This window comes from Thalassotalea atypica (assembly GCF_030295975.1).
Classification (GTDB): domain Bacteria; phylum Pseudomonadota; class Gammaproteobacteria; order Enterobacterales; family Alteromonadaceae; genus Thalassotalea_F; species Thalassotalea_F atypica.
Map to the genome: position 1 here is coordinate 3,186,299 of NZ_AP027364.1, position 26,867 is coordinate 3,213,165.

19 protein-coding genes are annotated in these 26,867 nt (G+C 39.9%); 6 read left to right on the top strand and 13 right to left on the bottom strand.

What is annotated here, in order from left to right; genetic code table 11:
- Positions 1–6 precede the first annotated feature (6 nt).
- Positions 7–1,851 (top strand): TonB-dependent receptor domain-containing protein, encoded by a 1,845-nt coding sequence (locus QUE03_RS14700; RefSeq protein ID WP_286262694.1) that lies wholly within the window; start codon positions 7–9, stop codon positions 1,849–1,851.
- 114 nt (positions 1,852–1,965) lie between these two features.
- Here QUE03_RS14700 and QUE03_RS14705 read toward each other — a convergent pair whose 3' ends face one another.
- The 3 genes from QUE03_RS14705 to QUE03_RS14715 all read right to left on the bottom strand — a co-directional run bounded on the left by QUE03_RS14705 (position 1,966) and on the right by QUE03_RS14715 (position 4,564).
- Positions 1,966–3,135, bottom strand: a complete 1,170-nt coding sequence (locus QUE03_RS14705; RefSeq protein WP_286262695.1) for a DUF4062 domain-containing protein — start codon at positions 3,133–3,135, stop codon at positions 1,966–1,968.
- 110 nt (positions 3,136–3,245) lie between these two features.
- Positions 3,246–3,725 carry a hypothetical protein gene (locus QUE03_RS14710; protein WP_286262696.1) on the bottom strand — a complete coding sequence of 160 codons (480 nt, stop codon included), beginning with the start codon at positions 3,723–3,725 and terminating at the stop codon, positions 3,246–3,248.
- Positions 3,722–4,564, bottom strand: a complete 843-nt coding sequence (locus tag QUE03_RS14715; protein ID WP_286262697.1) for a hypothetical protein — start codon at positions 4,562–4,564, stop codon at positions 3,722–3,724. The genes QUE03_RS14710 and QUE03_RS14715 overlap by 4 nt, the downstream gene beginning before the upstream one ends.
- A gap of 289 nt (positions 4,565–4,853) precedes the next feature.
- Here QUE03_RS14715 and ahpC point away from each other — a divergent pair, with 289 nt between their 5' ends.
- The 4 genes from ahpC to QUE03_RS14735 all read left to right on the top strand — a co-directional run bounded on the left by ahpC (position 4,854) and on the right by QUE03_RS14735 (position 9,407).
- Positions 4,854–5,423: an alkyl hydroperoxide reductase subunit C gene (ahpC, locus tag QUE03_RS14720; protein WP_286262698.1), complete on the top strand. Its 570-nt coding sequence runs from the start codon at positions 4,854–4,856 to the stop codon at positions 5,421–5,423.
- Positions 5,424–5,630: 207 nt separating this feature from the next.
- Positions 5,631–7,232 (top strand): alkyl hydroperoxide reductase subunit F, encoded by a 1,602-nt coding sequence (gene ahpF, locus QUE03_RS14725; protein ID WP_286262699.1) that lies wholly within the window; start codon positions 5,631–5,633, stop codon positions 7,230–7,232.
- Positions 7,233–7,428: 196 nt separating this feature from the next.
- Entirely contained in the window at positions 7,429–8,193 is a 765-nt protein-coding gene (locus QUE03_RS14730) for a hypothetical protein (protein WP_286262700.1), read from the top strand.
- 116 nt (positions 8,194–8,309) lie between these two features.
- A complete protein-coding gene (locus QUE03_RS14735; protein ID WP_286262701.1) occupies positions 8,310–9,407 on the top strand; it encodes a GGDEF domain-containing protein in 1,098 nt (365 codons plus the stop codon).
- Positions 9,408–9,671: 264 nt separating this feature from the next.
- Here QUE03_RS14735 and QUE03_RS14740 read toward each other — a convergent pair whose 3' ends face one another.
- The 10 genes from QUE03_RS14740 to QUE03_RS14785 form a co-directional block, all read right to left on the bottom strand.
- Positions 9,672–10,187, bottom strand: coding sequence for a hypothetical protein (locus QUE03_RS14740; RefSeq protein WP_286262702.1), 516 nt, complete (start codon positions 10,185–10,187; stop codon positions 9,672–9,674).
- Between the two features lie 365 nt (positions 10,188–10,552).
- On the bottom strand, positions 10,553–11,701 hold the full coding sequence (locus tag QUE03_RS14745) for a catalase family protein (RefSeq protein WP_286262703.1): 1,149 nt from the start codon (positions 11,699–11,701) through the stop codon (positions 10,553–10,555).
- Between the two features lie 18 nt (positions 11,702–11,719).
- Positions 11,720–14,050: a c-type cytochrome gene (locus QUE03_RS14750; RefSeq protein WP_286262704.1), complete on the bottom strand. Its 2,331-nt coding sequence runs from the start codon at positions 14,048–14,050 to the stop codon at positions 11,720–11,722.
- Between the two features lie 14 nt (positions 14,051–14,064).
- Positions 14,065–15,105, bottom strand: coding sequence for an SMP-30/gluconolactonase/LRE family protein (locus QUE03_RS14755; RefSeq protein ID WP_286262705.1), 1,041 nt, complete (start codon positions 15,103–15,105; stop codon positions 14,065–14,067).
- 29 nt (positions 15,106–15,134) lie between these two features.
- Positions 15,135–17,141: a patatin-like phospholipase family protein gene (locus QUE03_RS14760; RefSeq protein ID WP_286262706.1), complete on the bottom strand. Its 2,007-nt coding sequence runs from the start codon at positions 17,139–17,141 to the stop codon at positions 15,135–15,137.
- 104 nt (positions 17,142–17,245) lie between these two features.
- Positions 17,246–18,481: a hypothetical protein gene (locus QUE03_RS14765; RefSeq protein ID WP_286262707.1), complete on the bottom strand. Its 1,236-nt coding sequence runs from the start codon at positions 18,479–18,481 to the stop codon at positions 17,246–17,248.
- Complete coding sequence (locus QUE03_RS14770; protein ID WP_286262708.1) at positions 18,482–20,833, bottom strand: EAL domain-containing protein; 2,352 nt, start codon at positions 20,831–20,833, stop codon at positions 18,482–18,484.
- Between the two features lie 6 nt (positions 20,834–20,839).
- A complete protein-coding gene (locus QUE03_RS14775) occupies positions 20,840–21,493 on the bottom strand; it encodes a cupredoxin domain-containing protein (protein WP_286262709.1) in 654 nt (217 codons plus the stop codon).
- Between the two features lie 186 nt (positions 21,494–21,679).
- Entirely contained in the window at positions 21,680–22,873 is a 1,194-nt protein-coding gene (locus QUE03_RS14780) for a GGDEF domain-containing response regulator (RefSeq protein ID WP_286262710.1), read from the bottom strand.
- Positions 22,874–22,932: 59 nt separating this feature from the next.
- Entirely contained in the window at positions 22,933–25,326 is a 2,394-nt protein-coding gene (locus tag QUE03_RS14785) for an ATP-binding protein (RefSeq protein WP_286262711.1), read from the bottom strand.
- Between the two features lie 294 nt (positions 25,327–25,620).
- Between QUE03_RS14785 and QUE03_RS14790 the strand changes: the two genes are divergently transcribed.
- Positions 25,621–26,817, top strand: a complete 1,197-nt coding sequence (locus QUE03_RS14790; protein WP_286262712.1) for a serine hydrolase domain-containing protein — start codon at positions 25,621–25,623, stop codon at positions 26,815–26,817.
- Positions 26,818–26,867 lie beyond the last annotated feature (50 nt).

The window sequence follows — 26,867 nt, forward strand, 5'->3', positions numbered from 1 at the left end:
GAAAATATGAAAAAATCAATCGTCGCTTTATTCATCACAAGCGCATTAAGTTCTACCGCCAGTTTCGCTCAAACAAACGAAACTGAAAACATCATTGTTACCGCTTCTCGCTCAGCACAAGACAAATTTGACGCACTCGCGTCAGTTGACATTATTGACCGAGCCCAGATTGAGCAATTACAACCTGACTCAATTGCAGAGTTATTAACACGTATCGCCGGCATTACCTCAAGTACACAAGGTGGCGCAGGTCATCAAACCTCGCTGTTTGTGCGTGGTACTAACAGCGACCACGTATTGGTATTACTCAACGGTGTAAGAGTGGGATCTGCCACCTTAGGCAGTAAAGAGTTTGCCACTATTCCTGTTGCGCTTGTTGAGCGTATTGAAGTGGTTAAAGGACCGCGAGCAGCCCTTTGGGGCTCTGACGCATTAGGCGGCGTAATTCAAATTTTTACTCGTCAACTCGGTAATGGTGAAGGCCAAGTAGGCGCATCAATCGGTCACGACGGATACTGGCAAGGCTACGGCGCCATTGGTTTTGGCAACGAAAAACACAACTACACGTTAAGCGCCTTTACCGAAAGCACGGACGGTTACGACGTTATTGAGCCTGATCCAGCAAACATATTCGCCATCGACCAACCTGACGAAGACGGTTACGACCGCCAATCAGTATCACTCGTTGGTTCAAGCCAATTCAGTGACTTATTTACTCTTGAAGTAAACGCGCAACTGGATAAAGGTAACTCTGAAATCGACGCCTCTTTTGGCGGTGATGAGTTTGACCACGACAACTATCACTTCCTTTTACGTGGCCACTGGAATACCGAAAGCACAAACGTTCAACTAAGCTACGCCCAATCGGTTGATAATAACGAAGACAACAACAGCGACTTATTCGAAGGCGCAGTAAACAGCTTATTTGAAACCAAACGCAACCAAGTAACAGGTATCGCGCAAACACAAGTTTCAGACACGCAAGAGCTCACCGTAGGTATTGAATGGTACGACGAAGAAATTACCAGCGCGACACTATACTCTGATACAAAACGTGAAGCGTCAGCATTCTTTGCTACTGCTCGCCAAGAGCACAACCAATGGAAGTTTGAACAAGCCGTACGTTATGACAGTGTTGGCGATACTGACAGCGAAACCACCTTTCAATTAAGTGTCGGTTATCAATTAACACCACATTGGTTAGTGGCCTTATCACACGGCACAGCGTTTAAAGCGCCAAGCTTTAACGACTTATACTGGCCTGAAGCGTTTGGTAGCGCAGGTAATCCAGATCTTGTTTCAGAAACCTCACGCAACACTGAATTGTTAGCGCGTTACCATGAAAACAATGTTGAGTTTGAAATTAGTGCGTATCAAACCGAAATTGACGACTTAATTGAGTGGGCCCCTCTAGATGCCACCGATCCGTTCAGCGCATGGCAACCTACCAACGTCGCTGAAGCGAAAATTAAAGGGTTAGACGCTACCGGTAAGATTAGTTATGAAAACATCTACCACCAAGCCAGCCTTAGCCATATTGACGCTAAGAACGAGACCACAGACACACAGCTGTTCTCTCGCCCTTACTTTAGCGCCAACTATAGCCTGGGTTACCAAGCACAAGCGTTTGATGTGTCAGTAAACGTGAACTATCAAGGCAGCCGATTAGACAGCAGTGGCATTGACTTAGACAGCTTTACGCTAATCAACTTAAATGCAAACTACGAAGTCAGCGCTGCCCTTAACCTGCACGCTAAAATCACCAACGTAACGGATGAAGACTATCAGCTAGTTTACCAATACCCAGGTGACGGCCAAGGTTACCGCATTGGTTTAGATTATCGTTTTTAGATAGTTTGAAATAATAGGTCTGAGATGAGCAGGCACTTTTGAGGGAAAGTGCCTGTTTTTTTGATAAGGCATTCGCTAAAACAGGGTAACAAGATTGCCCGTTTGGGCAGTTTGTTAACTTTCGCTTTCATCTACCTCTTTTGTCATGAAGGCTTCTAAGCCTACGAGAACATTATTTTCTTTTTCAAAGTAATCTTGAAATTCGTCATCAAAACTTTGGTCTCGATAACGTAACATTCCTGGCCCCATATTTCCCATGTCAGATATCGCATCAAAAATTACCTGCCTTACGTCAGGAGTCAGTGTTACATAACTTTGCCAATCAATAGATATTTTATTGATAAAGTCTTGTCTAAATCTCAACTCATAATATGTTCTATCCGATTTAATTAGTGCTGTTCTACCAAATGTATTCCTATTTGGTAAATCGACTATTTCAACGATTTCAGCTAGCTCTAACAAATATTCAAAAGAACAGCCGTCATTAGTGACAACACTAAAATCAGGGAGGTTTAGACCTGCTAAAAAGTCAGCTAAACGACGATACCTTATTACTCCACGAGCAACATCACGATTTTGAGAACTACCAATAGTAGATATCATTGCAGCTTTAAGGTCTTCAATTTGTTCTGTAATAGTAAATATCTTTCTAGACTCTACACTTTGATCTCTTTCTTCTCTTAAAAGTTTCTGGAACAATGAGCCCCACTGCTTTTTAAGGTGGTTTTCAATATCTTCAACTTTGTTAAAAGTTATAACGCTATTACCCCTATTTCTATGGGTTAAAAAGTTAATAAATTCAAAAATATATTTTGCAGACTCAGGTTTATCTAAAGACGGAAATTTTATTTGATTTACGAGCTCTTTATTTTTTTGATAGACGAAATGGTCATGCATGACCTTTCCTTCGACAAATGCAAAAACAGGTACACCGGAATCTATTGCCTTTAAGACTTCAAGTTGCGTGATAGACAGTTTTTCTGGCTCTTGCAGTACAGTCACATCGAAACTAGAACTAATTAAACTTTCCATATCAACATTATTCAAGGCTTCAGGAATAACTTTACCACCAAATCGAGGACCGATAAGGAGTACCACCATATCAGCGTTTGGGACTTCTTGAATGCAACTTGAATGTGTATGAGCCCTAGGGTCGTATAGGACGTCAGAGTATTCACTTAGAATAGGATCATAACCCAGTCGTAATAGAAAAGACCTTAATTGCTCTCTGGCCATAGACAGGTCATAACAGGTTGATGATACGAATACTTTTGGACTTGGCACCTAATCTCCTTAGAAAGTCAACGCCTTACTTTTGGACGCATAAATGCTTGGCTAAAATTAGCGACGAAGGAGTGCAAGCCAAGCATTTTTGCACCCTTTTGAGCAATTTATTAAGTATCCGTCTCATGAATTACCATCATGTTCTTAAGTATTGCTATTAAAACCGTAACCAATTCATAAATAACTAAAAATGCGATGCTCGCTACAAAGATTTCTGAAGTTGAAAATAACTTTTGTTTTAAATATTCAGGTGATAATTCAAATAAGCTTAACGTTATTGGATATTCTAATGTCCTTAAATATGGCAAAGCGACAATAAGGCACAAGCAAACCACAAGTATTTTCACGTCTCTTTCGAGACTATTAATAAACCTTGAGAATTTTTCACTCGTTTTTGCTTTCTGTTTGGTGTCTCTTGAGGATGCAGATAAAACGCTTACAACAATTGATGTACAAGCAAGTACGCCACCTAAGCAAGCTCCCAAAACAGGAGGTAAAGTGCGTTCAAGTATACGATATGAACTTTGTTCCACGCTTGAGAAAAGGATAGAAATTAAGGCTAATGCAGCTAAATAGATTAATAATTTCATTTTTTGAATGTATACCGATGTCTAATCATTTCAACTATTTCAGCAATGTCTTGCGGCTTATAATTCTCTAGCTCTAGTTCAGTAATATTACCATCGATAACAAGTAATTTTGCACGAGTTTTACTACCGATAGTTTTATATTTATCTTTATGTGTTCTTTTACCTCGAATGTTCCAAGTGCCAGCTCCATCCTTCACCCAATCAACCATAGCATTAAGCCAACTCGATGGTTTGAGGTTTAGGTTTCCGTCAGGGTTTTTGAATACAGGAGAAAATTCTGATGCGTTTGTTTCATCAACCACTTCATGAAGAAAGTCGCCTATTTCTTTTTTGGTACTACCAAATAGGTTTGGTGCTGCAAGGTTAAATTTAACTTCACTAACGTACTCGAAAGATTCAAACGTTTCCCAAAAAGCACTATCAACTGTTTTGGGGTGAATATGAGCACGAAAACCATGTTCCGCTAAAATTATGTTGTTAGATATATTTGAAAAGGTTTTGGCTGCAACATTAGCGCTGCTAAATACAGAGGTCTTGTTTTCTACAAGTATTACTTGTTCACTTCTATCCCAAAGCCAAACTACGGGAGGAAAATCTTCTTCATTATGTATTTCAAAGTTTCGATCATGAAGTTTTACGCTAGATTTTTTAGAGATAACTCCAGCCATATAACCGTTTAAATGATCGTTTATATAAACTTTGATCGAGTATTCATCATCTCTCTCTTTCGCTCTATCAAGTGCTTTTTCAAATAATGTTATATCCCTAACCTGCCCTTTCTCTATAAACAACTCTTCATCCATAGGAAGCAGTGATACAAGTAATACATTCAATTCCATTTTCTAATACTACTCCATAGTAGATTGAGTATACTTACCAGCTAATTATGTAGACGCCACAGTAAGCTCCGTCTACTGGTTACGCTCTAAACTATCAGAAAATAACAACAATTCAAGCAGTTAACTGTCACACAACTGCAACAGTTGCGATACATCAAGTTATGCTCACCGCTTAATCGCTTTTATCAATCATGACAATCTATTCATTCAATTTTAACAATCAGAGGCATTCTCTTAATATAGCTTCCGTAGACAACAAAACACATTTTAAAAATATTTGGAGACATACATGCATCAATCAATTATCAACACAACATTACTACCATTTAACGCAACGGCTTTTCACAACGGTGATTTCGTTGACGTAAGCGAGCAAGACCTTTTAGGCAAATGGTCGGTTGTGTTTTTCTACCCTGCTGACTTCACGTTCGTTTGTCCTACTGAGCTAGGCGATATGGCTGACCACTACGAGCAATTACAAGCAATGGGCGTTGAAGTGTACTCAGTATCAACTGACACACACTTTACGCATAAAGCATGGCACGACAGTTCAGACACAATTAACAAAATTCAATACCCAATGATTGGTGACCCAACAGGCCGTATTTCTCGCAACTTCGGTGTGATGATTGAAGAAGACGGTTTAGCACTTCGCGGTACCTTTGTAATCAACCCTGAAGGTGAGATCAAAGTCGCTGAAGTACATGACTTAGGTATTGGTCGCTCTGCTAAAGAATTAGTACGTAAAATTCAAGCAGCTCAATACGTAGCAGAGCATGACGGTGAAGTATGTCCTGCAGCTTGGACACCAGGTGAAGAAACGCTAGCACCTTCTTTAGACCTAGTAGGTAAAATTTAATCGTTACCAATAGCAACGATTAAACACATTGCAGCTAAGGGCTTCCCTCTAAAACATTGGCGCTTAGCTGCAATACCCATTATTTAGACAGATACAATAGTTTCCTTTGGCTTGGCGTACATATCATTTTTTCTCGCGTTTGCGCCAAGCTATTTTATTTTTTTGCTACAAGTTGATGTTATTAGCGTGTGGCCTACGGAGTTTATAATGTTAAACGAACAATTACAGACACAACTAAAAAGCTACTTGGCTAACCTTAAATCACGCGTAACACTTATTTTAGATTTAAACGACAGCAAAAAATCTGAAGAATTACACCAATTAGCCAAGCAAATTGAAGCGTTATCGCCATTAATTTCGATGGAAATTTCAAACAGCGCTGGCGCACGTGCGCCTCAAATGACGGTAACCAACGACAAAGGTACAGCGCTTAAATTTGCGGGTATTCCCCTTGGTCATGAATTTACTTCATTGGTACTGGCTTTGCTGCACAGTGGTGGACATCCGATAAAAATCAGCACCGATGAAATAGAGCAAATTAAGTCATTAAAAGGCAAGTTTGAATTTGAAACCTACATTTCACTAAGTTGTCAAAACTGCCCTGACGTGGTTCAAGCGTTGAACATGATTGCCGCGATAAATCCCGATGTTACTCATACTATGATTGACGGTGGCTTATTTGAAGCAGAAGTTAAGTCGCGCAATATCATGGCGGTGCCTAGCGTATTCTTAAATGGTCAGAGCTTTTCACAAGGACGTGTCTCACTGACTGACATATTGAAAAAAGTAGACGTTAACGCCGAAGCTAAACAAGCTGAAAAGTTAAACGAAAAAGAAGAGTTTGACGTACTGATTGTTGGCGGTGGCCCAGCAGGTGCATCGGCTGCAATATACGCCGCCCGTAAAGGCATAAAAACAGGTATCGTTGCCGACCGATTTGGCGGCCAAGTACTTGAAACCGTCGGTATTGAAAACTTCATTTCAGTGAAGAAAACCGAAGGGCCAAAATTAGTGGCTAGCCTTGAAGAACACGTAAAAGATTACAATGTTGATGTGATGACAGGTGCTAAAGCAGTAAAAGTGGCTAAAGAAGGCAATGTCGCGATCACCTTAGATAACGGCGCGACCTTATCAAGCAAAAGCGTCATTCTAGCCACCGGCGCACGTTGGAGAAAAATGAACGTACCCGGTGAAGAGCAATACAGCGGCGCAGGCGTTGCTTACTGCCCACATTGTGATGGGCCATTGTTTAAAGGTAAACGTGTTGCTGTTATTGGCGGTGGTAACTCAGGCATTGAAGCGGCGATTGATTTAGCCGGCATTGTTGAACACGTGACGGTGTTGGAGTTTGATAGCAAATTACGTGCTGATCAAGTATTGCAAGATAAAGCAAACTCAATGGGCAATATTACGATTATCAAAAATGCGCTCACCACTGAAGTATTAGGCGATGGCAAGAAAGTCACAGGCTTAACTTACACTGACCGAGTGACAGGTGAATCAGAGCAAGTCGAATTAGCAGGTATCTTCGTTCAAATTGGCTTAATGCCAAATAGCGAATGGTTACAAGGTGATATTGAGTTAACGGAGCGCGGTGAAATTATCACTAATCGTCAAGGTGAAACGTCGATGTCAGGTGTATTTGCAGCAGGCGATGTGACCGATTCAGCCTATAAGCAAATTATCATCGCCATGGGCGCAGGTGCTACAGCAAGTTTAGGGGCTTTTGACTATTTGATTCGACAAGTCGATAGTACTACAGAAAACAAGCTTGCTGAAAGCAAAACCACAGAGAGCAAAGCTGCTTAACTAAGCAGTTAAACATTTCACTTTCCCTTAGGCTCACTTGCTCATTTAATGAGTACTGTGAGCCAACTGTTTCAAACTTATCTAGTGCATCCTTAATTCAAAAAATATTCGTCTTAATACATGGCCAATTTCACATCGATTTCACATCATAACCACTACACTTCCTTTTCTTATTAGATTAGAGAAAGGAACTGTGATGAATCAAAAGTATGGCTGGCTTTTAGCCGGTATCGTTTTAATTAATTTTGGGCTGATTAACCACGCGCAGGCGGCACAAAACTCTGCCTCAACCATTGCACCGCAAACTCAAATGTCAGCCGTGTTACGCCAGCAAATTATTCAAGCTATTACCGACCTTGCTGATGCTCCGCGTAAAGAATGGGCGGTAGAAATATCTCATTACGAAAACGAAGAAGGCGACATTACTAGCAGTATTGAACGTTACACCCCAAACCAAGAAGCGGCTAAACAATGGTCGCTGATTCGTATTAACGACAAAACGCCTACTGATAAACAATTAAAAAAGTTTGCCAAACAGAAACAAGAACAAGCAGCAAAGAAAGCAAAGGGTAATAGCTACAGCATTGATTTTAAATCACTAATCAAGCAAGACAGTCTTCATCTGCTAAATAATAACGACAGCTATACTCTAGTCGGCTTCAATGTTCTTATGGAGGACTTAGGAGATGACGCTGAAGGAAAGTTAGATGGTACGCTGTCATTTAATAAACAAAACAATTTTATTGAAGAAATTACCATAGTGAATAACGCGAAATTTTCTCCTTTGTTTAGCGCTTCTATTTCAGATTTTGCATTGATTTTTAATTTCATCAAACTCAATGAAGTGGTGTTACCACAACAAATTAATATGCAAATGAAAGGTAGCTTTGCGTTTTTTACTGAGATTGATGAAGTGTCAACCACCACCTATTCCAGCTATCAACAGATTGGATATGATTGAGGTTGGACAAGTGATACTTTTTTCTTTTAGCTCTTCAATAAAAACTTAGAGAAACAATACTGTAACAGGTTATAATATCGCCACAAAAACAAAAATAACTGACTGGATTAATGGACATGGAATTATCAAGTCTATACAACATTGGCGCTGGCTCACTTGTTGATCCCAAAGCATCGAAAGTAAGAATCGCTAATATCGTGACGCTAATAACTTGTCTCGTCGCGACAATGTATGCAGCTTTTTTCTTAGTGTCACTTGAGCAACCTATGCTCGCCGCGATGAATTTTGGCTTTGTTATAGCGTACGCTTCATCCATTGTATTTACCTACTTTAAGCAATATGTATTCGCTAAATTGTGGTTGTTTGTGGTGTTGATGATTCATGTTTTTATCCTAACAACCTATGTTTTCACGGCATCTGCATCGTTTCACTTTTATTATTTATTATTACCTTGCGGGATCTTTTTACTGTTTGATGATGAAGACCAAGTTGAAAAGTTGTTTGTGATCATCTCTGGCACCGCGCTATTTTTTTACTGCCATGTTTTTGTTAATCAAGAGCCGTTAATACAATTATCACCTCAGGTTGAGCAAAGCATTTTTATCTCGGCGATCACGGTTATTATTCTTGAAATTTACTTTGTTATGTCATTGTTTAGTAGGTCGATTTCGCGCCATCAGCTTGAACTGAATAAACTGGCAACTATTGATCCCCTAACAGGGTTAAGCAATCGCCGCACGTTGATGACCTTAGGTGAAGAATTTTTTGAGCACGCTAAGCGCTACGAGAAGCAATTTAGTGTGTTGTTGCTCGATGTCGATTTATTTAAACAAGTGAACGATAAATACGGACACTTAGTTGGTGATGAAGTGCTAAAAGCGGTGTCACAAGCGTTACAATCAAACACAAGAGCAAGTGATGTAGTTGCACGTTATGGTGGTGAAGAGTTTGTTGTATTGCTGCCAGAAACATCCCTATTTAAAGCTAAAGATATTGCTGAGCAACTGAGAGGTGTGATAGAAAAAGCGCGTATTGAACTCCCCTCTCAAGCCGAAATTCACTGTACCGCAAGTTTTGGTGTAACAGCTTTTGAACCTAATGCGAATGACTTTCCAGCGTTAATAAATCAAGCCGATTACGCGCTTTATCAAGCAAAAAACAATGGCCGCAATCAAGTACTGTTGTTTGAACAAGACTCATTAAACGCGATATAACGTTGCTGTAAACAAAAAAGGTAATTAGATCAACCTTACTTGTGGTAGCTCTTACCTGATCTTAAGATTTTAGCGATTAGGTTTAGGTTTCATCTGATAGATGGCTATGGGCGAGAGACAGAGCTTCTACAGGTTTGTCTCAACTTTATTAAATCAATCGGAAAATGGCACGTTCTGTACATTTTAGAGATTCACGTAAAATACGAAATTTTTCTTAAGACACTATAAAAATCAGCCAGTTAGCTTTATAAAAAGCAGTATGAATTAGAGGATAAGTGGAAGAGGTGGAGCATAAATAATCGTTGGGCTGTATACTTGTGTGATTTTTAATTTATCTAGCTTGGCAATTAATTGATTGGAATAATCACTAGTAACCCCCTCTTCTAATGTGAAATACAATTTAACACTCTCACAATCATATGAACGTTTTTCTAAAGTCTTAAATAAGTAATCTTCAGTAATATAGCTACCAAAAGATTTTATTTTATTGTCTCTTGATATAGTTAGTCTGACAGGTAACACATTTGCTGCAGAGTCACATGGAGAACTTTTGCCAATACTTGAAAACGTTATTTTAGGAACGTCTTTATTCACCCTATCAATTTTCTCATCAGTGGATTGTGATAACTCATATTTATTATGCTGTGCATGGTCTAATCTAAATGGAAGAGAATCCAATTTTTCATCAAAATGAGTAAAGGATAGAACGACCGCTAATGCTATAACGATCATTAAGGCCAGTTTATTTTTGATCGACATATTCATCTGATAGAAAGCCATTAATTACTCCTTCAAAATTTGAGTATTGCGCTTAAGAAAAACGAAACGATAATTAGTACAGCGCTAAATTTCATCGAACTATCCTTGTTAGCGCACAAAATACGTCAACCTTCGTAGTTATAACATGTTGTTTTTTATACTACAAGCGTACAATTTTCACTCAAAACGATCGGTTGTTATTATTTTTAAGGGGCAAGTTCACTTATAACATGGCCAAGAGAGAGATATCTGTGCACTAAACATGGGCTTTAGCAATTGGCATTTATACGACTGTCAGATTTAATTGAATCCTTTCAACCAAGTCTGACAGTCCGAGTTAGGGTTTATTCACCTTATTGCTCTTTCTTTTTAATTACGAGACTGTATTAGTCAGCTGTGCATAATTCTTGGTTTTCTTCCAAGCACCAACTAGTAGGTTCTTTGCGCAGCGCGCCATTTTTGCCATGACGGAATCGTGAAATTTCGTTGTATACGGCTTTACGCAGTCGATTGATACCACCAACAGGCTCAATCTCTTTCGTTGCATGCCAAGGCGTAAACGACAAGTTTTCACAAAATTGATTCTGTACTTCGCTATTAAACGCTTGCGGTTCAATGGTGACCCTTGCCACTTTGATGAACGGCGAGTCTTTCGTTTCCCAGCGCACGGTGGTGTCTTCAATCGGCATATTTTTATTTGGATTTTGCAATTGCACTAAGAAATCAAAACAAGCTTTGTTGCCCGCTAAATTTTCCTCAAGCTCTGTACGTAAAAAATTTGGCAGGCCTCTATCAACTGGCATCACGATGTTGTTATCACAAGCTTTTGCGCTATATTTCATGAAATGGTCTGGGCCTAGTCGGTAGGCCGAAAGACTGTGGTATTGTTCTTTCAACAAACTGTTTGGGGCTTTTTTTAGGGTTTTAGCACCTAAATAAAGATCCCTAAAATGCCACGTGAATACATTCCAATTGAAGTCATTAAAAAAGTAGCCAAATTTACTGCCCTGTGCCTGATATTGCATAAACTGAGCATATTCTTCTACCGTTGGGATAAAGAATACATCGTTGTTGATCATGACAAAGTCTTGCGTTTTGGCGTTTTCTTCCGATTTGATCAGCTTCTTACCGTCGACGCCCATCACTTTAATTGCCATGCCTCTGGCATCGTGAACACTATCAGGCTGTGGCATAGTATCGCCGCTAGAAAAGCGGATCCACGCTTTGTAATCGTGAGATTGGCTAAATACACCGTGCTTTAATCTGTCATCAGCAAGTTCTGGCACAGAGAATGTTGCTTGCACACAGCCGTGGGCTTTAGCATGAACATCTCGTCGGTAAGGCGATGGCTTAGTTGCCGCTTGACTGTGGGTGACCATGGCCACGGCTGAGCTGATAATATCGGCAATATAGGTTTGCTCTTTTGCCGGTTGATAAATGCCATTTTGATATGGTTTGTTGGCGCCGCTAAATACGCTATAAAGTGTCAGCGGCAGAGCAACAGCAACGGCTGCCGCTATAAGCTTCTTGTTCATGAGCTTTTAATTCCTTTGTTATAAATTATCACACTGACTCGGCGTAGCCATAGGCTCGTTTGGCGCGTCTTGATGAATTTTTAAATATTCGATTAATTGCATACGTTGCTCATGAGATAACTCTGGACCAATAACGCCAAATTGCGGTTCATTACCCTTTTTCCACGGCACATATCCTGCCCTGAACTCATGACCAATATTAAAGTTGCCAGAGAGTTGGGTATCAAACCAAGTGCCCGCATACTTTTTGTCTTTATCAGTGATCAGCTCATAGCCTAAATGCTCAGTATCATAATTGCGCTCCCCTACATAAAAACCTGTTGAACGTTCTACTACAGGCGACAATAACTGATAGATATTTGGCACAGAGCCATTATGTAAAAATGGAGGAGTGGCCCACATGCCTTCCAGTGGTCTCGCTTTATAGGCGAGTGGCTGCTGTGGTAAATCAAGCGCACCAAAGCCATCCAGACAGGCTTGTTTCTCCGCTGAGAAATGATTATCGCGATAATACTTTTCGCGAATAATAATACCGGTAATGTTAAGCGCCTCACCTACGGTTAACGCATCTACGCTTAAATTTCCAATTGTTGCATCAATACCTGATAGCTGTTTAATCACAAGTGCAGTATTAATGTCGTTTTCTACTGCACTATCGCCTTCAGCGTACATATCAATTACCGTCGGTAATTGGTTACTTTGGTAACTGCCATAAGTCCAGGATGTGAATAGCGACCATACCTTGTTAAATTCTGCTGGATGTTCAGCGACCCAGTTGGTTGTTAACGAAAGTTCACTGACTTTAGGATGTGCTTGCGCTAAGAACTCAACCAAATTGTTAGCATCAAGCGTGGTTTCAACAACACGTGATAATTGCTTCACCCATAATGGACGTACAGTTTCAACGATATCGTGGTTGCTAAGTCCGGTTTTTGTTAAGTCAAAACGGTTGGTGACAAAATTAAACGCGGTATTAGGATCTGTACCAATATCGGTAATTGGCAGCGTTTTCACTATCCATAATGGCTGATTAACATCTTTTAGCGGTGTATCAATTTTTTTGGTCCATTCATTCGCATCAAACGGCCCATGACAACCAATACAGTGCTGTTTAAACAGAGCTTCACCTTGTGCGGCTTTGCCTTGGTCAACTTTTCCCATTAATGGCTCATGCCATTGTGGCGGCGTTAGTGTTTGTAGCGTTGTTTCAATGTTATGAATGTTTTCAGGTAACACTGACGAGCTAAATCGCTGCCCTTTGCCTAAAGGCTGGCCATAAGCATCGGTAAAATCGATGTGAGCGCCTACACCTAATGCCTCGCCCATATTACGTGCCATTGGTTGTTTAACGGACGCGCCGTACTGTACCCAGTCAAATTTCCAAATATTCCACACTGGCGGATAACTCACAGGCCCTGTAGCGACATGGTAATTTTTATCATCAAGGTTATCACCAAACACAGTATTGCCAATTCTGGCTAGTGCGTCGGTACGGCCAAAGCCTTCTTCCAGTGGATATAGGTGTTTACTTGAGTCGTTATAACCTTGTTTGACAAAGCGCCATAATACTTGACCAAAACGTTGTTTTAACGCTGATTTGGTCTCACTATTGTAATGCTCGCCCAATACCTTTTTAGCAAAGCGGGTAAATTTGAACGGGTTGATATAGGTACTTGCCATTGCAGCAAGCATGGTCGGAACGAAATGGCCAACTTTCATGGTTGTAAAAGCGTGCATGGCTTGTCCACCATCAATTTGAATACCAATACGCTTATTGTCTTTGGTGATGTTTAGTTGGCCGTTGTGACACGCCGCACAGGTTATATCGAGAAGCTCGGTGTTTAAACGTTCACTGAAGTGTTTAGCAAAACCTATCGGGAGTAAATCAGGGTTTGCAGCGGACGGCTGTTCTTGAACAATAAAACCATAGGCTTTTAAGTGCTGTGGATCAGAGAATTTATCCCGTCCCCATGGCATTTCTAAATGAACAAACCAATCGTATTCTAGCTCCTTTAAGCTCGTTCCTTGACCAGTGTAATAATACAGCTGTCTCTGAGGTGAGTCGCCATCAACACCCCACCCTTGATCTAAATACACGTGCTCAGCAATAGGCTCGTACGCTGGTATTTGTGTGGCGGGATAATGCACTACAGCAAATAACAAAAATGCGCCGAGAACGAATAATCCAATCACACCCAAGATTACTTTTTTAACCAACTCCACAACGGTTAAGTGTTTAAGCCAATGATAAAAGTCGATAATAAAGCGACCAGTGAATATATATTTGATCGCTTTTAGCGGATAACCAATGAACACTTTGTAAAGCCATGCGAGTATGTTTTTGATCATGAGTGTATCCAGCGTTAGGCGTTATAAATCAGCGGCAAACCTGCCACATTCATTTGCGCTTTTATCAGCGCGCCACTTGCCCCTAGTGTAATAAAAGCGGTTTTATTATCAGGGCCACCAAAGCAAATATTTGAAGGTAATGGGTCGAAAAAGTTGGGCATATTAATGCTGATACTCTCTAGCAACTTGCCCTCAGGCGAAACAATTTGAATACCACCATTAGAAAATGGATTATTTCCTTCCGGCAACATGCTCATTAGGTAGAGGTTTCCTTCTACATCAACCGCCATAGAATCAAAAATTTCTTGGCCAGCAAATCCAATCAACAAATAGGTACCATCAATACTTTTGGGGTTAGGCTCTATCACTCCAGGGGCAGACAACTCCCAATACAGGACGCGTCTGGTGTAGGTTTCAACCGTGTACAATCTTTTGCCGTCTGGCGATAATGCGATACCGTTAGGGGCGTTTAACGGAAAAACCATTTGCTTGATTGAGCTGCCATCAGGTTTCGCATAGTAAATACCAGTAATATCACGCTCGGTTGGACGACTTTTACCCCAGTCGGTAAACCACATGCCACCTGTCTCATCAAACACTAAATCATCAGGCCCTTTTAACGGCACAGCAGGTGAAACCTTGCTTTCTTGCCATTGCATAGTAGCCATGTCTAATCGACGCACGGTATCTGCTTCTGTATACAGTGTTTCCACTTTGCCAGTTTCGAGGTTTACTCGATCAATACTGCCGCCCTTGTAGTTTTCAGGTTGGTCGCCACCTATCCATAAGGTTTGCTTTCCAGCTGGAATTGGATGCCAATCAAAGCCTCCACAATTACAAATATAGGCATGGCCATCAGGACCAATGGCTAATCCATTGGGGCCACCAGAGACTTTAGCGATCACTTCTTTAGTGCCATCAGGATGAACTTTAGTGAGTTGCTCATTTTTAATCTCTACCAGTAAAATACTGCCATCACTTAAATAAACCGGCCCTTCTGGGTAACCAAGTTCTTTGGTAATAAATTCAAAATTTGAGCGCTGAAAACTAGACATACTATTCCTTTTCGTTCTTATTATTTCATTTACAGCATGGCTGCAATTTTAGGATCATGTTTGATCATTCGATGCGTGATTTGAAAACCAAGTTCACGGTAGGCTTCAAATTGTGCTTCATTAAAAAATTGATTCGCGGTGCTTTGATGTGGAAACTGCGGGTGCTGACGCTTATAACTATTAATGTCCTCACTTAATTTACCACTGTCGCTAATACTCGATTTAACGTATACAAATATTGCTGAAGATTTATTCTCATCCGCATATTTAATTTCACCAATCGCCCACGACGCTTTAGACTCTCCCTGTTGATTAGGGGGAATATCGTTAACATCAATAATCAATTTTGCCCCAAAATCAACGCGGATTAGCTCTGTAAGTTTTCCTAAATCTTGAAATTGATAGTCAGGATCTGCTCCAGAATCAAAAGCAAAAATCAATTTTGTTTTTCGTCTAACTAACTCGTATACGCCGAGGTTTTCAAAATGACCACCATCCGATAAGTGAATGAAAGTTTCATTTTCATCCAAGTGACTGCCAAACATGTCTTTAAACATCGCGCTATACCACAATGGTCGAATGAATCGGCTTTGATGAAGAGCTTTTGGATTTTTTAGCCAACACCCCAACCTCAAATTAAGTATCGCCATTAAAAAATTCACAGGCTTAGAGCGTGTTGCGGCAGTATTGGTGGCAACGGCAGCACCTGATATCGCGCAAACGCTGGCAAGGTCGACTTTGCCATCTAAATAAACGTCGGTTCCTCTATACCCTGTTGCGGTTGCCCCAGAATATAAAGGCGTAAAGCTAAAACAATCACCTGTACGGTTTCGATACTTTGATTGGGTTGAACCGGTCAACTCAACATTACAATTGATGATATGAAATGGCGCATCTGTTATCGGTAAATCTTTCAAATAGCACATTTGCGATGCATGCCACGTGGAAATTTCAGAAGGTACATGACCACTGTCTTGAGGTAGTTGATAAGGCATAAAAGCATCGCGTAAACGGTTTCGATAGAAACCGTGCATTGACACTAGATTGATATTACAGCCAATAGCCAATAATGCTGACAGCAAAATAAACACGTAGAAATAGTCGGGGATCTGTTGCCAATTCATCACTTGATGAAACGCCACGAGTATAAAGCCCAAACAAGTCAATACTAACCCAAGACTTACCATCAAAGGGGCGATGACACTGTTTTGGTTTTTAGTTTTGTAGGCACTGATCACCGAAATCGCCATACCAACGGCTGATAAGCTAAAACTTGCGTGCACTAGCCATTTAGTGAGCATGCTAAGTTGTTGATGAAAAAAAGGAATCAACCCTATGGCGTAACAACCCATAAATAGCGTCACCAGCGCCGTGACGCACTTGCGTAACCGCTCCGTTAAGCGCCCTCGTCTTTCTGTCGCAATACTGGTACTTAGGGCGGTTAGTATCATAGTGAAAATAGTAAGCCCCAAAAACACATTGCCAGCATGAAGCAACAATTCAAAGCCATTTACACGCTCAGGTCCTCCTAATTCAGGGATCAGCCACGTCTGACATAATGAATAAAGGAACAACATGAAAACAGGCACAACGATCATCAGATTAATGAATGTGCCCGTGACGATGGCTGACAACAATGAAATCAAATTAATGCCATTTCCGGGGGTTAAAAAGCTACTGTGAGAACGTATCCAAGATACTACTTGGCCGCCGAATCGATTATGATCAGCACGTTTAGTACCAAATGGGAATTTGTCTGGACATTTACTTTTGAACCAAGTTAACGCACTACCAATATACCCACCGCCAGAGGCAGTAGACATATAGTCAATATTCTTAAGTTTTTGCGCATTTTCTAACGCTTGTAGTACGCCTAGATTGAACGTAGCAGAGCGAATACCGCCACCTGATAGAGCAATACCTATGGTATCAGTGTTGTTTACATCGGGCCGTTTGGCCATTTCACGGCGAGTTTTAATCCACTCAAACTCACTTTCTTGAATCAACGAGGAGTATTTGTCTTGGTATTTGTCCATAATGCCAAATATTTTTATTATTGTTTGTTACATAAAAATAGCATTACAACATCTTGCTTTCTATATAAAAGATTCAGTTGTGACGATTAATACTGCCGTTATGACTAAAAGTAGTAGCGATAGGCAATTTGATATTGCTCTTCGATTAAGCCTTCTGCTTGGTTTTGATAGGCTCGAGACTTACGCTCACTGCTGAGCCAATTGTATTCAGCCAACAAGTACTGTTGTCTATTGAGTTGATAACGATAACTTAATGTAAAGGCATGGCCGTCTTCATTATTATTATCACCCACCGTATCATCTAAATCATCAACGCTAAATACTTCTATTCTCGTTGATATTTGATGACGAGCAAATTGTTTTCGCAGTAATACAAACGCGTTGTCGAAATCGTTATAGACAACTTTTTCATTGAGTGGCGAGGTCATCAAGGTATTACCGGTCATGAACTGAGCAATTAATTCAGTACCTTTTGCCAGTTTGTATTTCAGTCCCCCATGGATAAAGTCGGTCGTCCACGTGTATTGTCCTTGTTTTACTAAGCCTTTTTCGGCGTTATTGTTGTAATAACCAAGGTTTAATTTGAATTTATTCTGAACTTGCCATTGACCGACAATATGCCCGCCCCAACGATCGTCAAGTTCTACAAAAGGATCGGAGTGTGCCGCTTGTGCTGATAAAAGATCGTATCTGGCAGGAAATTTTTGTACCGTGAGTTTTTCTTGCAGCAATGTTTGTCTGCTACCCAAAGCCCAACCATGCCATGTCAACATAGCGCCAGCAGTGTCATTATTTTGAAAAAGCGAAACATCAAGTAATAAGTTATGCGGAGAGTTAACAAACTTGCCCAGCTTTTCAAATGAAAAGGCTACGCCAGCGTGTCTAAATTCTTCCCCTACCCAGTTGTTTAATGTGCTGCTGGTGATGGTATTTACTGTAGACCATGCGGTAGCATTGTTTTCTAGGCTAATTAACGGGTAGAAAATACCAAGTTTACCTTTAAAGCGCCAACCAGATGCCGATGGCAAGCTTTTGTATTGAATGAAGGCTTCTGTGAGGCCAAACTCGGTGCTGACTTCATCAGCAAATGCGTTGGCAACCACTTTGACCGAAAGGTTGTGGTCAAAACTGCCATGGTATTGCAGTCCCAATTGTCCCAACGCTATGCCTGCCTCATCATTAAAGCGAAATTTACCGTAGTCACCGGTGAGATAGCTATCAACGTTCGCATTGCTGTCTACGACATGTGCACGTATGTCAACCAATCCTTTAATAGAGTGTTCTCCTGCCATTGCCTGTTGCAGCAAAAAAAACACTAACATCCCCACTATTGCTCTCATTTATCGATCAACCGTTTCAACCTCATAGGGGGAATCTTCAATCCACAATTCAAGCGCGTGTGCCGGTTGTGGGCGGCTTATATAATACCCTTGTGCAAGTTCACAGCCATTGCTTTTTAACCATTGCAAGGTTGCTTCATCTTCAATGCCTTCGGCAACAACCGTAAGCCCTAAATTATGAGCTAGCTCGATACTGGACTTAACAATAATTTGATCGCTAGGATCTGTCGCCAAGTGCTGTAAGAATGAGCGATCGACTTTTAACTCTTGCACCGGCAGTTGTTTCAACTGAGCCAAAGACGAATAGCCAGTCCCATAATCATCGATAGATAGCTTAAAACCGTGCTCTTTCAGGTAAATAAGAAGCTCTGTCGCAGTGATCGGATCTGCAACGACAGCATCTTCGGTGACTTCCAATGTGATAACGTCATCTGGAATGTTGTTTTGCTGCTTCAAATCAATGACAAAATCACTGTATTGTTTATCCAACAAGTTTTCTGCTGAAATATTGATCGCTATTTGTAGAGCCGTGCCTTTGCGCTGCCATAATAAATACTGCTTGAACGCTTCTCTGGTTACCCAGCGTGTTAACGCATCCATTTGCCCCGTTTTCTCAGCAATACTGATAAATGAGTCCGGCGGAATTAGGCCTTTCTCTGGATGTTCCCAGCGTACCAATGCCTCAACATGCGTTACTCGCATATTATCTAAGGCCAGTTTGGGCTGGTAATATAACACCAGTTGATTTTCTTCAATGGCAGTTTTAAGGCTATTGGTTAAATGTAAGCGTTCTAACGCATCTTTATCAAAAGAGCTGTCATAATACTGATATTGCAACTTATTTTTGACCGCTTGTTGTAAAGCAACGCTGCTTTTTTGCAGCAATTCCGCCATGTCACCATTGGTGCTTTGTTTTGAATCGGCAATACCAATTGCATAACGTAAATGAAGACTGACATTACCAAAGTGACAATCTAGCATGATTTCATGTATTAGCTGTTCCACAGCCGATTTATGATCTTGAAATTCAAGCAATAACACAAAACTTTCACCACCAAGGTAATAACTTTTTGTCGTCAATGTGACCATTTGCACCCGCTGTGCAACTTCGACCAGAATTTCATCGCCAATTTTATAACCTAAAGTGTCGTTGATTTCGTCAGCGCCAATTAATGACAATTGCAATAACATGAATTCTTGTGCTTGTTCAGTGCGTAGTTCAAGCTCTTTTAACAAGGCATTTTTATTGGGTAATTTAGTTAAGCCATCATGAAACGCCTGAAAGCTAATGGTTTTTTCACGAGAAACAATAGCTTGTGCCATATGATTAAACTCATCCGCCAATTGGACAACCTCCTTACTACCCTTCACTTCAGCATAGCCGCCATAGTTACCGTGAGAAAACGCGTGAATTTGTTTGATCAATAACTTGATTGGCCGAGTGATGCCTTTCGCAATGCCAAACGCTCCCAAGACAGACAATGCCAAGGTAAGCAGCATTAACACAAAAAACTGCTGCCAATTAACATTAATGTTTTTTAATAAATCCGCCTTTGAAGTGAACATTATCACGAGCAATTCTTGCTCATTAGTTCGTCCTAACGGCATTGATGTTGTGACGTATTGCTCACTGGTTTCAATCATTAATTGCTGAGCAAATTTTGAAGTAAATAAAATGCCACTGGGTAGCGAAGAGTTTGCTACAACTTCAATGGTCGAATTGTCGTCTAATACAAAGCCAATATTTACATCAGTTAAGTTGGCAAATTCTTCTGATAATTGATTATCAATCATATACCCAAAACCAACCCAGCCTATGGTTCGTGCTCCACTTTTAATCGGAGCGAAACTGAGCTGATAAAGCAGCCCGTTTAAACGCAGTAATTCATTATCTCGTTTATTCATGTACTGTTGGTCAATAGGAAAAGGCTGCCCCTGCCCATCACCTACTTTGACTTTTTTCTTCTTACTGTTCTTATTTGCTTGATAGGTTACTAATTGGGCAAACATAATGCCGTCAGGATTGATGGCAAGGGCGATATCAGCATTGATCCTGCTGCGATGGTTATTTAGCGCGACCAAAAAACTCTTAGTGTCTTCTTGTAAAACGGACTTAAGGCCATAGTCTTTTGCTGCTGTTTCAGCGAATGCAGATAGATAATAACGACGGTTTTCAAACTGAGTTTTAAAAACGTCCTTGGCGTGTACCAATGTATTGTTCAATTGCACCGCTTCAAGCTGCTGATTAGCTTTAAATGTCGTAAAAAATGACACTAGCTGAACGGCAAACAATAGAAACACAAATAAGATCAGAATCTTACTTTGTAAGCTGCGAACTCGTAAAAATCTCATAATGATTTAGTATTCGTCTAAAAAGTCAAAATCATCTTGGTTTTCTTGAGTGGGTATATCTTGCAAAACGCTTGGTAGCTGTATATTCCAGTGCTGTTTTTCATTGTCGTTAAATGACACATTAATTTCTTGTTCCATTTTTTTATCTAGTTGTGGATGCCAAATTGATATTTGATACTTTCCCGGTGTTTTCAGATCCAAATGTGCTTCGCCCTTATCATTCGTTTGAGTGTAATACGGCGTATCAACAACTAAAACAAATCCACTCATCCAATCATGAATATTACAGCCCATCGCCACTTCTTCGGCGTGATTGAATTGCTTAGACGTTATTGTTTCCCCAGATTTAATCTTGAATTCAAAATGGTTACCACCTGAAACTGAATAGATATGATGCGTAATGTCATCATTATTTTCAAAGTCTACGGTTAGTCCTAGTTGAATGACAGCAACATAAGGAGTAAATTTTTTGTCTTTCTGGCCAACTATCAACTTCTTAGGGTTAACAGGTAAGGGCTTATCTAATTCAATAGGTGTTGCATAAACCACCATATTAGGTAGTTTTTTTTGCTCAACATCTAATATAGATACCGTGATATTTTTACCGCTAACGCCAAAGCTAGTGGTTAATACACCTAACAATACAAATGAATACTTCAACAAACTTCCCTCATCAATTTCGCTCAATGTGCCCAAGCCATTCGACGCTATATATTAAACCTTATTAATTAGACGCGATAACTCACGAAAAAATTACAACATTAGTGAAATTGATATAATCACTGGAAGATTTAGCAATATAAAGGTGAGCTATTCAGCAAAGAAACAGGTGATAACTCAAAGGCTTTAAAATACCACTTGCTCTTTACGTAGCTGAGAATTAAAACCGATAACGCCTCGTTCAATAGAGGATTGCAGGTTGAGTATTGCATGTTCATAAAAATTTTCTTGAGCAGATATTTTATCGGCATATAACATCACCCAAGTGTTCCTTGCACTATTTTTGGCGGCATACAGTGCTAGATCAGCTAATTTAAGCGTTTGTTGCCACGTAAGGCTTTCTACATCTCCTTTAATGAACGGAAAGGACGTTATGCCTATTGAACAGGTTCGACAAACCGATCGCTGACATCCTAAATCAAATTCATACGCTTGGGTTTTCTGGCGTATACGCTCTGCAAGATCCTGAAGATTATCAATGCTTAAACCGCGAGTAATAATCACGAACTCTTCGCCGCCCCACCTCACTATCCAATCTGATTGCCTACAAGTGTCATTGAGCATGTGAGTAAACTGCATTAGCACCTTATCACCTGCGTCATGACCGTATGTATCATTAATATATTTAAAGTGATCAATATCGATAAGCAACATACCGATATCACTCGGTTGATTATCTTTTATCTCACGTTTGGCTTTTGCCAGTTCACCCGGCATAAATTTATTGAGAAAGTGGCGATTATAAGCGCTGGTCAATTGGTCTGTAAGGCTAAACAATTCTAAATTTTCAAGAGCTTGTGTTAGTTCTAAATTTTTTTGCTTTAGCTCTTCTGTACGTTCGACAACAAGTTGCTCAAGGTTTTCTGTGTATTCCGCTAGCTCTTTACGCATTTGAAATGCTTCAATACCTCTTTGTACCGTCATGGTCAGTTCTACAGGGTCGAAGGGTTTTGTAATGAATTTATATAAGTTGACTTTGTTGATTGAATCAATAATCACCTGAGTGTCTGAATAGCCAGTGAGCAATATCCGAATGGTATCCGGCATTTTTTCGACGACTCTTTCAAGAAACTCTACGCCCGTGAGCTCGGGCATTCTTTGATCTGTAATGATCAATTGAATTTGTTTTGGATCAACCATATTGTCGATGAGATTTAACGCTTCTCGACCGTTTAAACCAGTAATAATTTTGAAATGTGACTCTAATAACTGACGTAGTACATTTATGTTTTCAATTTCATCATCAACTAACATCACCAATGGCTTTTCAATTTTGTTGGGCTCATTCTGCGGTAAGTTATTAATATTAAACGCACTCACAACCTTCTCCTTAATACTGACTTTGTATTCCATTAGACTGCAAACGGCTTATTTTAGAGTTATAGTATAGTCGGCAACGAAATTTTTACTGTAGTACCATCTTCAACAGTTGATTCAATATCAATATCGCCGTCATGTTCTTGAATAATACCGAAAGTAATAGCCATGCCTAAACCAGTACCAAAGCCAACTTCTTTAGTGGTAAAAAACGGATCAAATATTTTAACCTGTGTGGATTCACTCATACCGCAACCATTATCACTAATGCTTATTTCAACCATATTATTTTTGCTCAAAATGATTATCGTTACTTCACCTGCTAATGTAGATACGTAAGCTCGCTTTTGCTCTATTGCCTGACAAGCATTAACAATCGTATTCATAAAGACTTGGCCAATTTTTGCAGCAAAGCCTTGAACAATAGGAGGCTGTGTTGATTGATTTTGTACATTTATATTAATGTCATGATATTGCGTTTTAACTAAGTGCACGGTTGATGTAATCAAGTCGGTAATCACTACTTTTTGTTTTTCAGTATCGCCAGAGCGCGAAAAAGTCCGTAAATCACTAACAATAGTTTTAATCCTTTGCGTGCCTTCTTTGGCTGTTTCGGTCAGTTCAATCAACTTCTCAAATTTAGCGTTAACAGCTTCAATCACATTTGGATCAGCATTTTCTCCCCCCGCTAGCTCAATTAAAAAAGCCTTAATAATGATGATTTCTTCTTGCATCATAAATACAGCAACATGGGTAAAATTGGTTGGATTATTGATTTCATGAGCGACACCGGCGGTGAGGGTACCTAAGCCAGCCATTTTTTCTTGAACAATAATGGTATTTTGTGCTTCTTCCCTCATTTTTTTAGCAGCTTCAAGTTGAAGGTTTAATTTAGCTAAACGACGATTCCAGACGATTACCGCAATTATAATGACTAAGGAAACAATTGTTAATTGCCAGAACAATCTATAATCAAAGCCACTTTCAGATTTGACATAAAATTTATTAGTAAATAACTTTCTAAGCTCTCTTTTATCCGCCGTTTCTAGATACTTAGTTAATGCGCTATTCAATAATAAGTCATCTACTCTTGTAGCAATTGCCCAGTTGTCATTGAATCTATCGGGTAGGGTTCCTGCAATTTTTACATTTTTTAGTGAATATCGATTGATAGTATTGCCGACGTCTGTAATGTTACCAACATAACCAAACACCTCTTCAGCCTGCACTGACTTTAGCCCATCAATAATTTTATCGGAGAACTTTAGCTGTATTTCCGGGTATTCCAACATTAATTGACTTTGCAATAAGTCACCTTTACGAATCACAAAGACCTCATCTAAATGATCCTCAATGTTTGTAATAAATCTTTGATCAATAGTCACAATGACCCTTTCTTCTTGATGAAAAGAAGGGGTGAAACTCATGGTCTCCCTTCTCTCTTTCGTTTCTGTCGCTTGCGGAAGTACGTCACAAAGGCCTTCAATTAACCCTTCAAATGCTTCGTCCAAACTCATCAATTTGCTGTTTTCCACTTTTACATTAAATTCACCTGCAAAATTCATAAATACGGTATTCCAATTCACCGCACTATCGGAATAACAAATAATGATTGTCCTGGAGTCGAACATTAATTTTTCTTCGGCAGTCAAAAAAGCCTTTTTTGATTCAGGGTTTTTCGCGAGGTATATAACATTGTCAATTTCATTTCGATCGGAAAAGTCGACTGCTTTTGACAATATTTGGTTTAATATTTTATCTTCTTTTCTCGTCGCAATTGCATGGATATCATCAAACCTCATCCCTAAACTGTTGTTAACCATGAGGTTGTTTAAGCTATGATTTTCTAACATGTATTGCTGAATATATTGAGAGCCTATGTAACCATATGCTAGGCCTTGTTCAACCAGTCGGACCCCATCAATGGGATAGTCAACTTCGATTAACTTGATGTTAGGGTATTCATTTCTTAGCATCGTAATTAAATAGTCATTTTTAAGTATGGCGAAACTTTCCATTAGGTGAGCAGACATATCACCAACAGTTTCCGTTAAAATTGTAGTAACTATTGATTGTTTAAAATGAGCATAAGGCGGTGTAAAGTTGAGCTTTTTCATGCGCTCTGCAGACGGAGAAATATTAGTCAGCAAATCACATTTTTCATCGTACAGCCATTGCAAGGCTTCATCCCAAGACAGCCGTCGGGTTAATTTGAGATTGAGTCCAGTATCTCGAGTGATTATATCTGCTACTTTGACCGCTCTATCTATGCCTTCAGATACATTTATCCTACATAGAGTTACCGAACCATGGGTTTTGATATACTCAGCTTCCTCTTCGTCCAATACAAATTTCGCTGCCGAAGCACTTGAGGGAAAAGAAAAGGCTAAAACTAAAGCTAAACATAAAGTTTGAACAATAACTTGAATAACTGAGTAAAAAACATTTACAAGCACAATAATATCATTCCTTTTCACTCAGTTTTAAGTTTGGGTTGAGTGCTCAATTAAGAATTACTCTTCAAGAAAATGTAGATGATAAAAGCATAAAACTCTAACCTTTCATAAACTTTACTGTTAATTATGACGAATCATTCGAGAGCGTTAAATTAACTATCAGCCTATTTATGATGCATATATTTGCCTGTTAACTATTTTCAACGGATATTATTCCTTAATGGTTCTGCTTTATATTTACCATTGGTATCGCTAAAATGATCCACTTTTTTAAATAGAGCTTTAATAACCGCCGTGATAACGTCTCGATTAAATTTGTTCTGTATTACCTATCTAGCCTTATGTGTATTTTCAATTGCCCATGCGACTAATCTCAAGAAGTTAGAGCGGGAGTTTGCTAGCACGGTAAAGCATGAATTGAACAAACACAGCATTCCTGGGGCAGCTTTTGCTATTGTTAAGAATGATGCGATAGTTTCATTGAAAACCTTTGGTCATATCGATAAAGCCAAGTCACGAAAAGTAAATTCAAACACTGTGTTTCGCTTGGCGTCGGTGTCTAAACCATTTGCCGCGACGATAACAACCATGCTCGCCCAAGATCGTTTGCTTAACTTATCGGATCCGATCACTAAATATGTGCCACATTTTAGCCTAGCGAAGAAAGGAGCGGCAGAGAAAATTCAGCTCAAGCACTTGCTCAGTCACTCCACTGGTTTAATGCCAAACGCCTACGATAATTTGCTTCATGAAAATTGGAACATGAAAAAGATCCTTGGCCGCTTTGATCGTATTACCCCTATATGTGAGCCCGCCAAGTGTTACGGCTATCAAAACATTGCCTATGGACTATTAGAGCCCGCCATTGAGGCTAGCCAGAGCAAAAACTATGCGATGTTGCTGCAAGAAAAAGTGTTTTCACCATTGGACATGCACAATGCGTCGGTCGGTATCGACGTGTTTAAACAGCAGAAAAACACTGCAAAGCCACATATTCTGATGCAAAGAAAGAAAACCGGTAAAAAAGATAGAAATGGCAAAGAGATCAGAAAATATATTTGGCAAACGGTAAAAGTTGAGCCTGATTTTTATAAAGTAGCGCCAGCTGCTGGGGTGAATGCTAGTATTAATGATATGGCAAAATGGCTAATTGCCAATTTAGGCCATAATCCTGACGTACTGTCGCCTGCGCTACTCAGTGAAGTCACCACGCCACGCATAAAAACTCAAAAAGACTTGCGTCGAAAATATTGGAAGCATCACCTGACCGATGCGCATTATGGCTACGGTTGGCGCATTTATCAGTTTGACGATAACCCAATCATTTATCATTCAGGTTGGGTATCAGGGTTTCGCGCGGATATTGGTTACTCCCCTGAGCTGGGTATTGGTTTTGCCATGCTGATTAACGCAGAATCTAATGTCATTAATAAAATATCAAGTCAGTTTTGGCAGCAAGTGTTTGAGCAACATAATCCAAACACGATTTAATTCACTTGGTATAAGAGACAAAAAAAGCGAGTAATGTATACACATTACTC

Excerpts from the sequence above, each read along its gene's own strand:
- QUE03_RS14740 (WP_286262702.1), bottom strand. The coding sequence starts at position 10,187 with ATGGCTTTCTATCAGATGAATATGTCGATCAAAAATAAACTGGCCTTA.
- QUE03_RS14710 (WP_286262696.1), bottom strand. The coding sequence starts at position 3,725 with ATGAAATTATTAATCTATTTAGCTGCATTAGCCTTAATTTCTATCCTT.
- ahpC (WP_286262698.1), top strand. The coding sequence starts at position 4,854 with ATGCATCAATCAATTATCAACACAACATTACTACCATTTAACGCAACG.
- QUE03_RS14755 (WP_286262705.1), bottom strand. The coding sequence starts at position 15,105 with ATGTCTAGTTTTCAGCGCTCAAATTTTGAATTTATTACCAAAGAACTT.
- QUE03_RS14700 (WP_286262694.1), top strand. The coding sequence starts at position 7 with ATGAAAAAATCAATCGTCGCTTTATTCATCACAAGCGCATTAAGTTCT.
- QUE03_RS14745 (WP_286262703.1), bottom strand. The coding sequence starts at position 11,701 with ATGAACAAGAAGCTTATAGCGGCAGCCGTTGCTGTTGCTCTGCCGCTG.
- QUE03_RS14730 (WP_286262700.1), top strand. The coding sequence starts at position 7,429 with ATGAATCAAAAGTATGGCTGGCTTTTAGCCGGTATCGTTTTAATTAAT.
- QUE03_RS14770 (WP_286262708.1), bottom strand. The coding sequence starts at position 20,833 with ATGAGATTTTTACGAGTTCGCAGCTTACAAAGTAAGATTCTGATCTTA.
- QUE03_RS14750 (WP_286262704.1), bottom strand. The coding sequence starts at position 14,050 with ATGATCAAAAACATACTCGCATGGCTTTACAAAGTGTTCATTGGTTAT.
- ahpF (WP_286262699.1), top strand. The coding sequence starts at position 5,631 with ATGTTAAACGAACAATTACAGACACAACTAAAAAGCTACTTGGCTAAC.
- QUE03_RS14735 (WP_286262701.1), top strand. The coding sequence starts at position 8,310 with ATGGAATTATCAAGTCTATACAACATTGGCGCTGGCTCACTTGTTGAT.
- QUE03_RS14760 (WP_286262706.1), bottom strand. The coding sequence starts at position 17,141 with ATGGACAAATACCAAGACAAATACTCCTCGTTGATTCAAGAAAGTGAG.
- QUE03_RS14765 (WP_286262707.1), bottom strand. The coding sequence starts at position 18,481 with ATGAGAGCAATAGTGGGGATGTTAGTGTTTTTTTTGCTGCAACAGGCA.
- QUE03_RS14715 (WP_286262697.1), bottom strand. The coding sequence starts at position 4,564 with ATGGAATTGAATGTATTACTTGTATCACTGCTTCCTATGGATGAAGAG.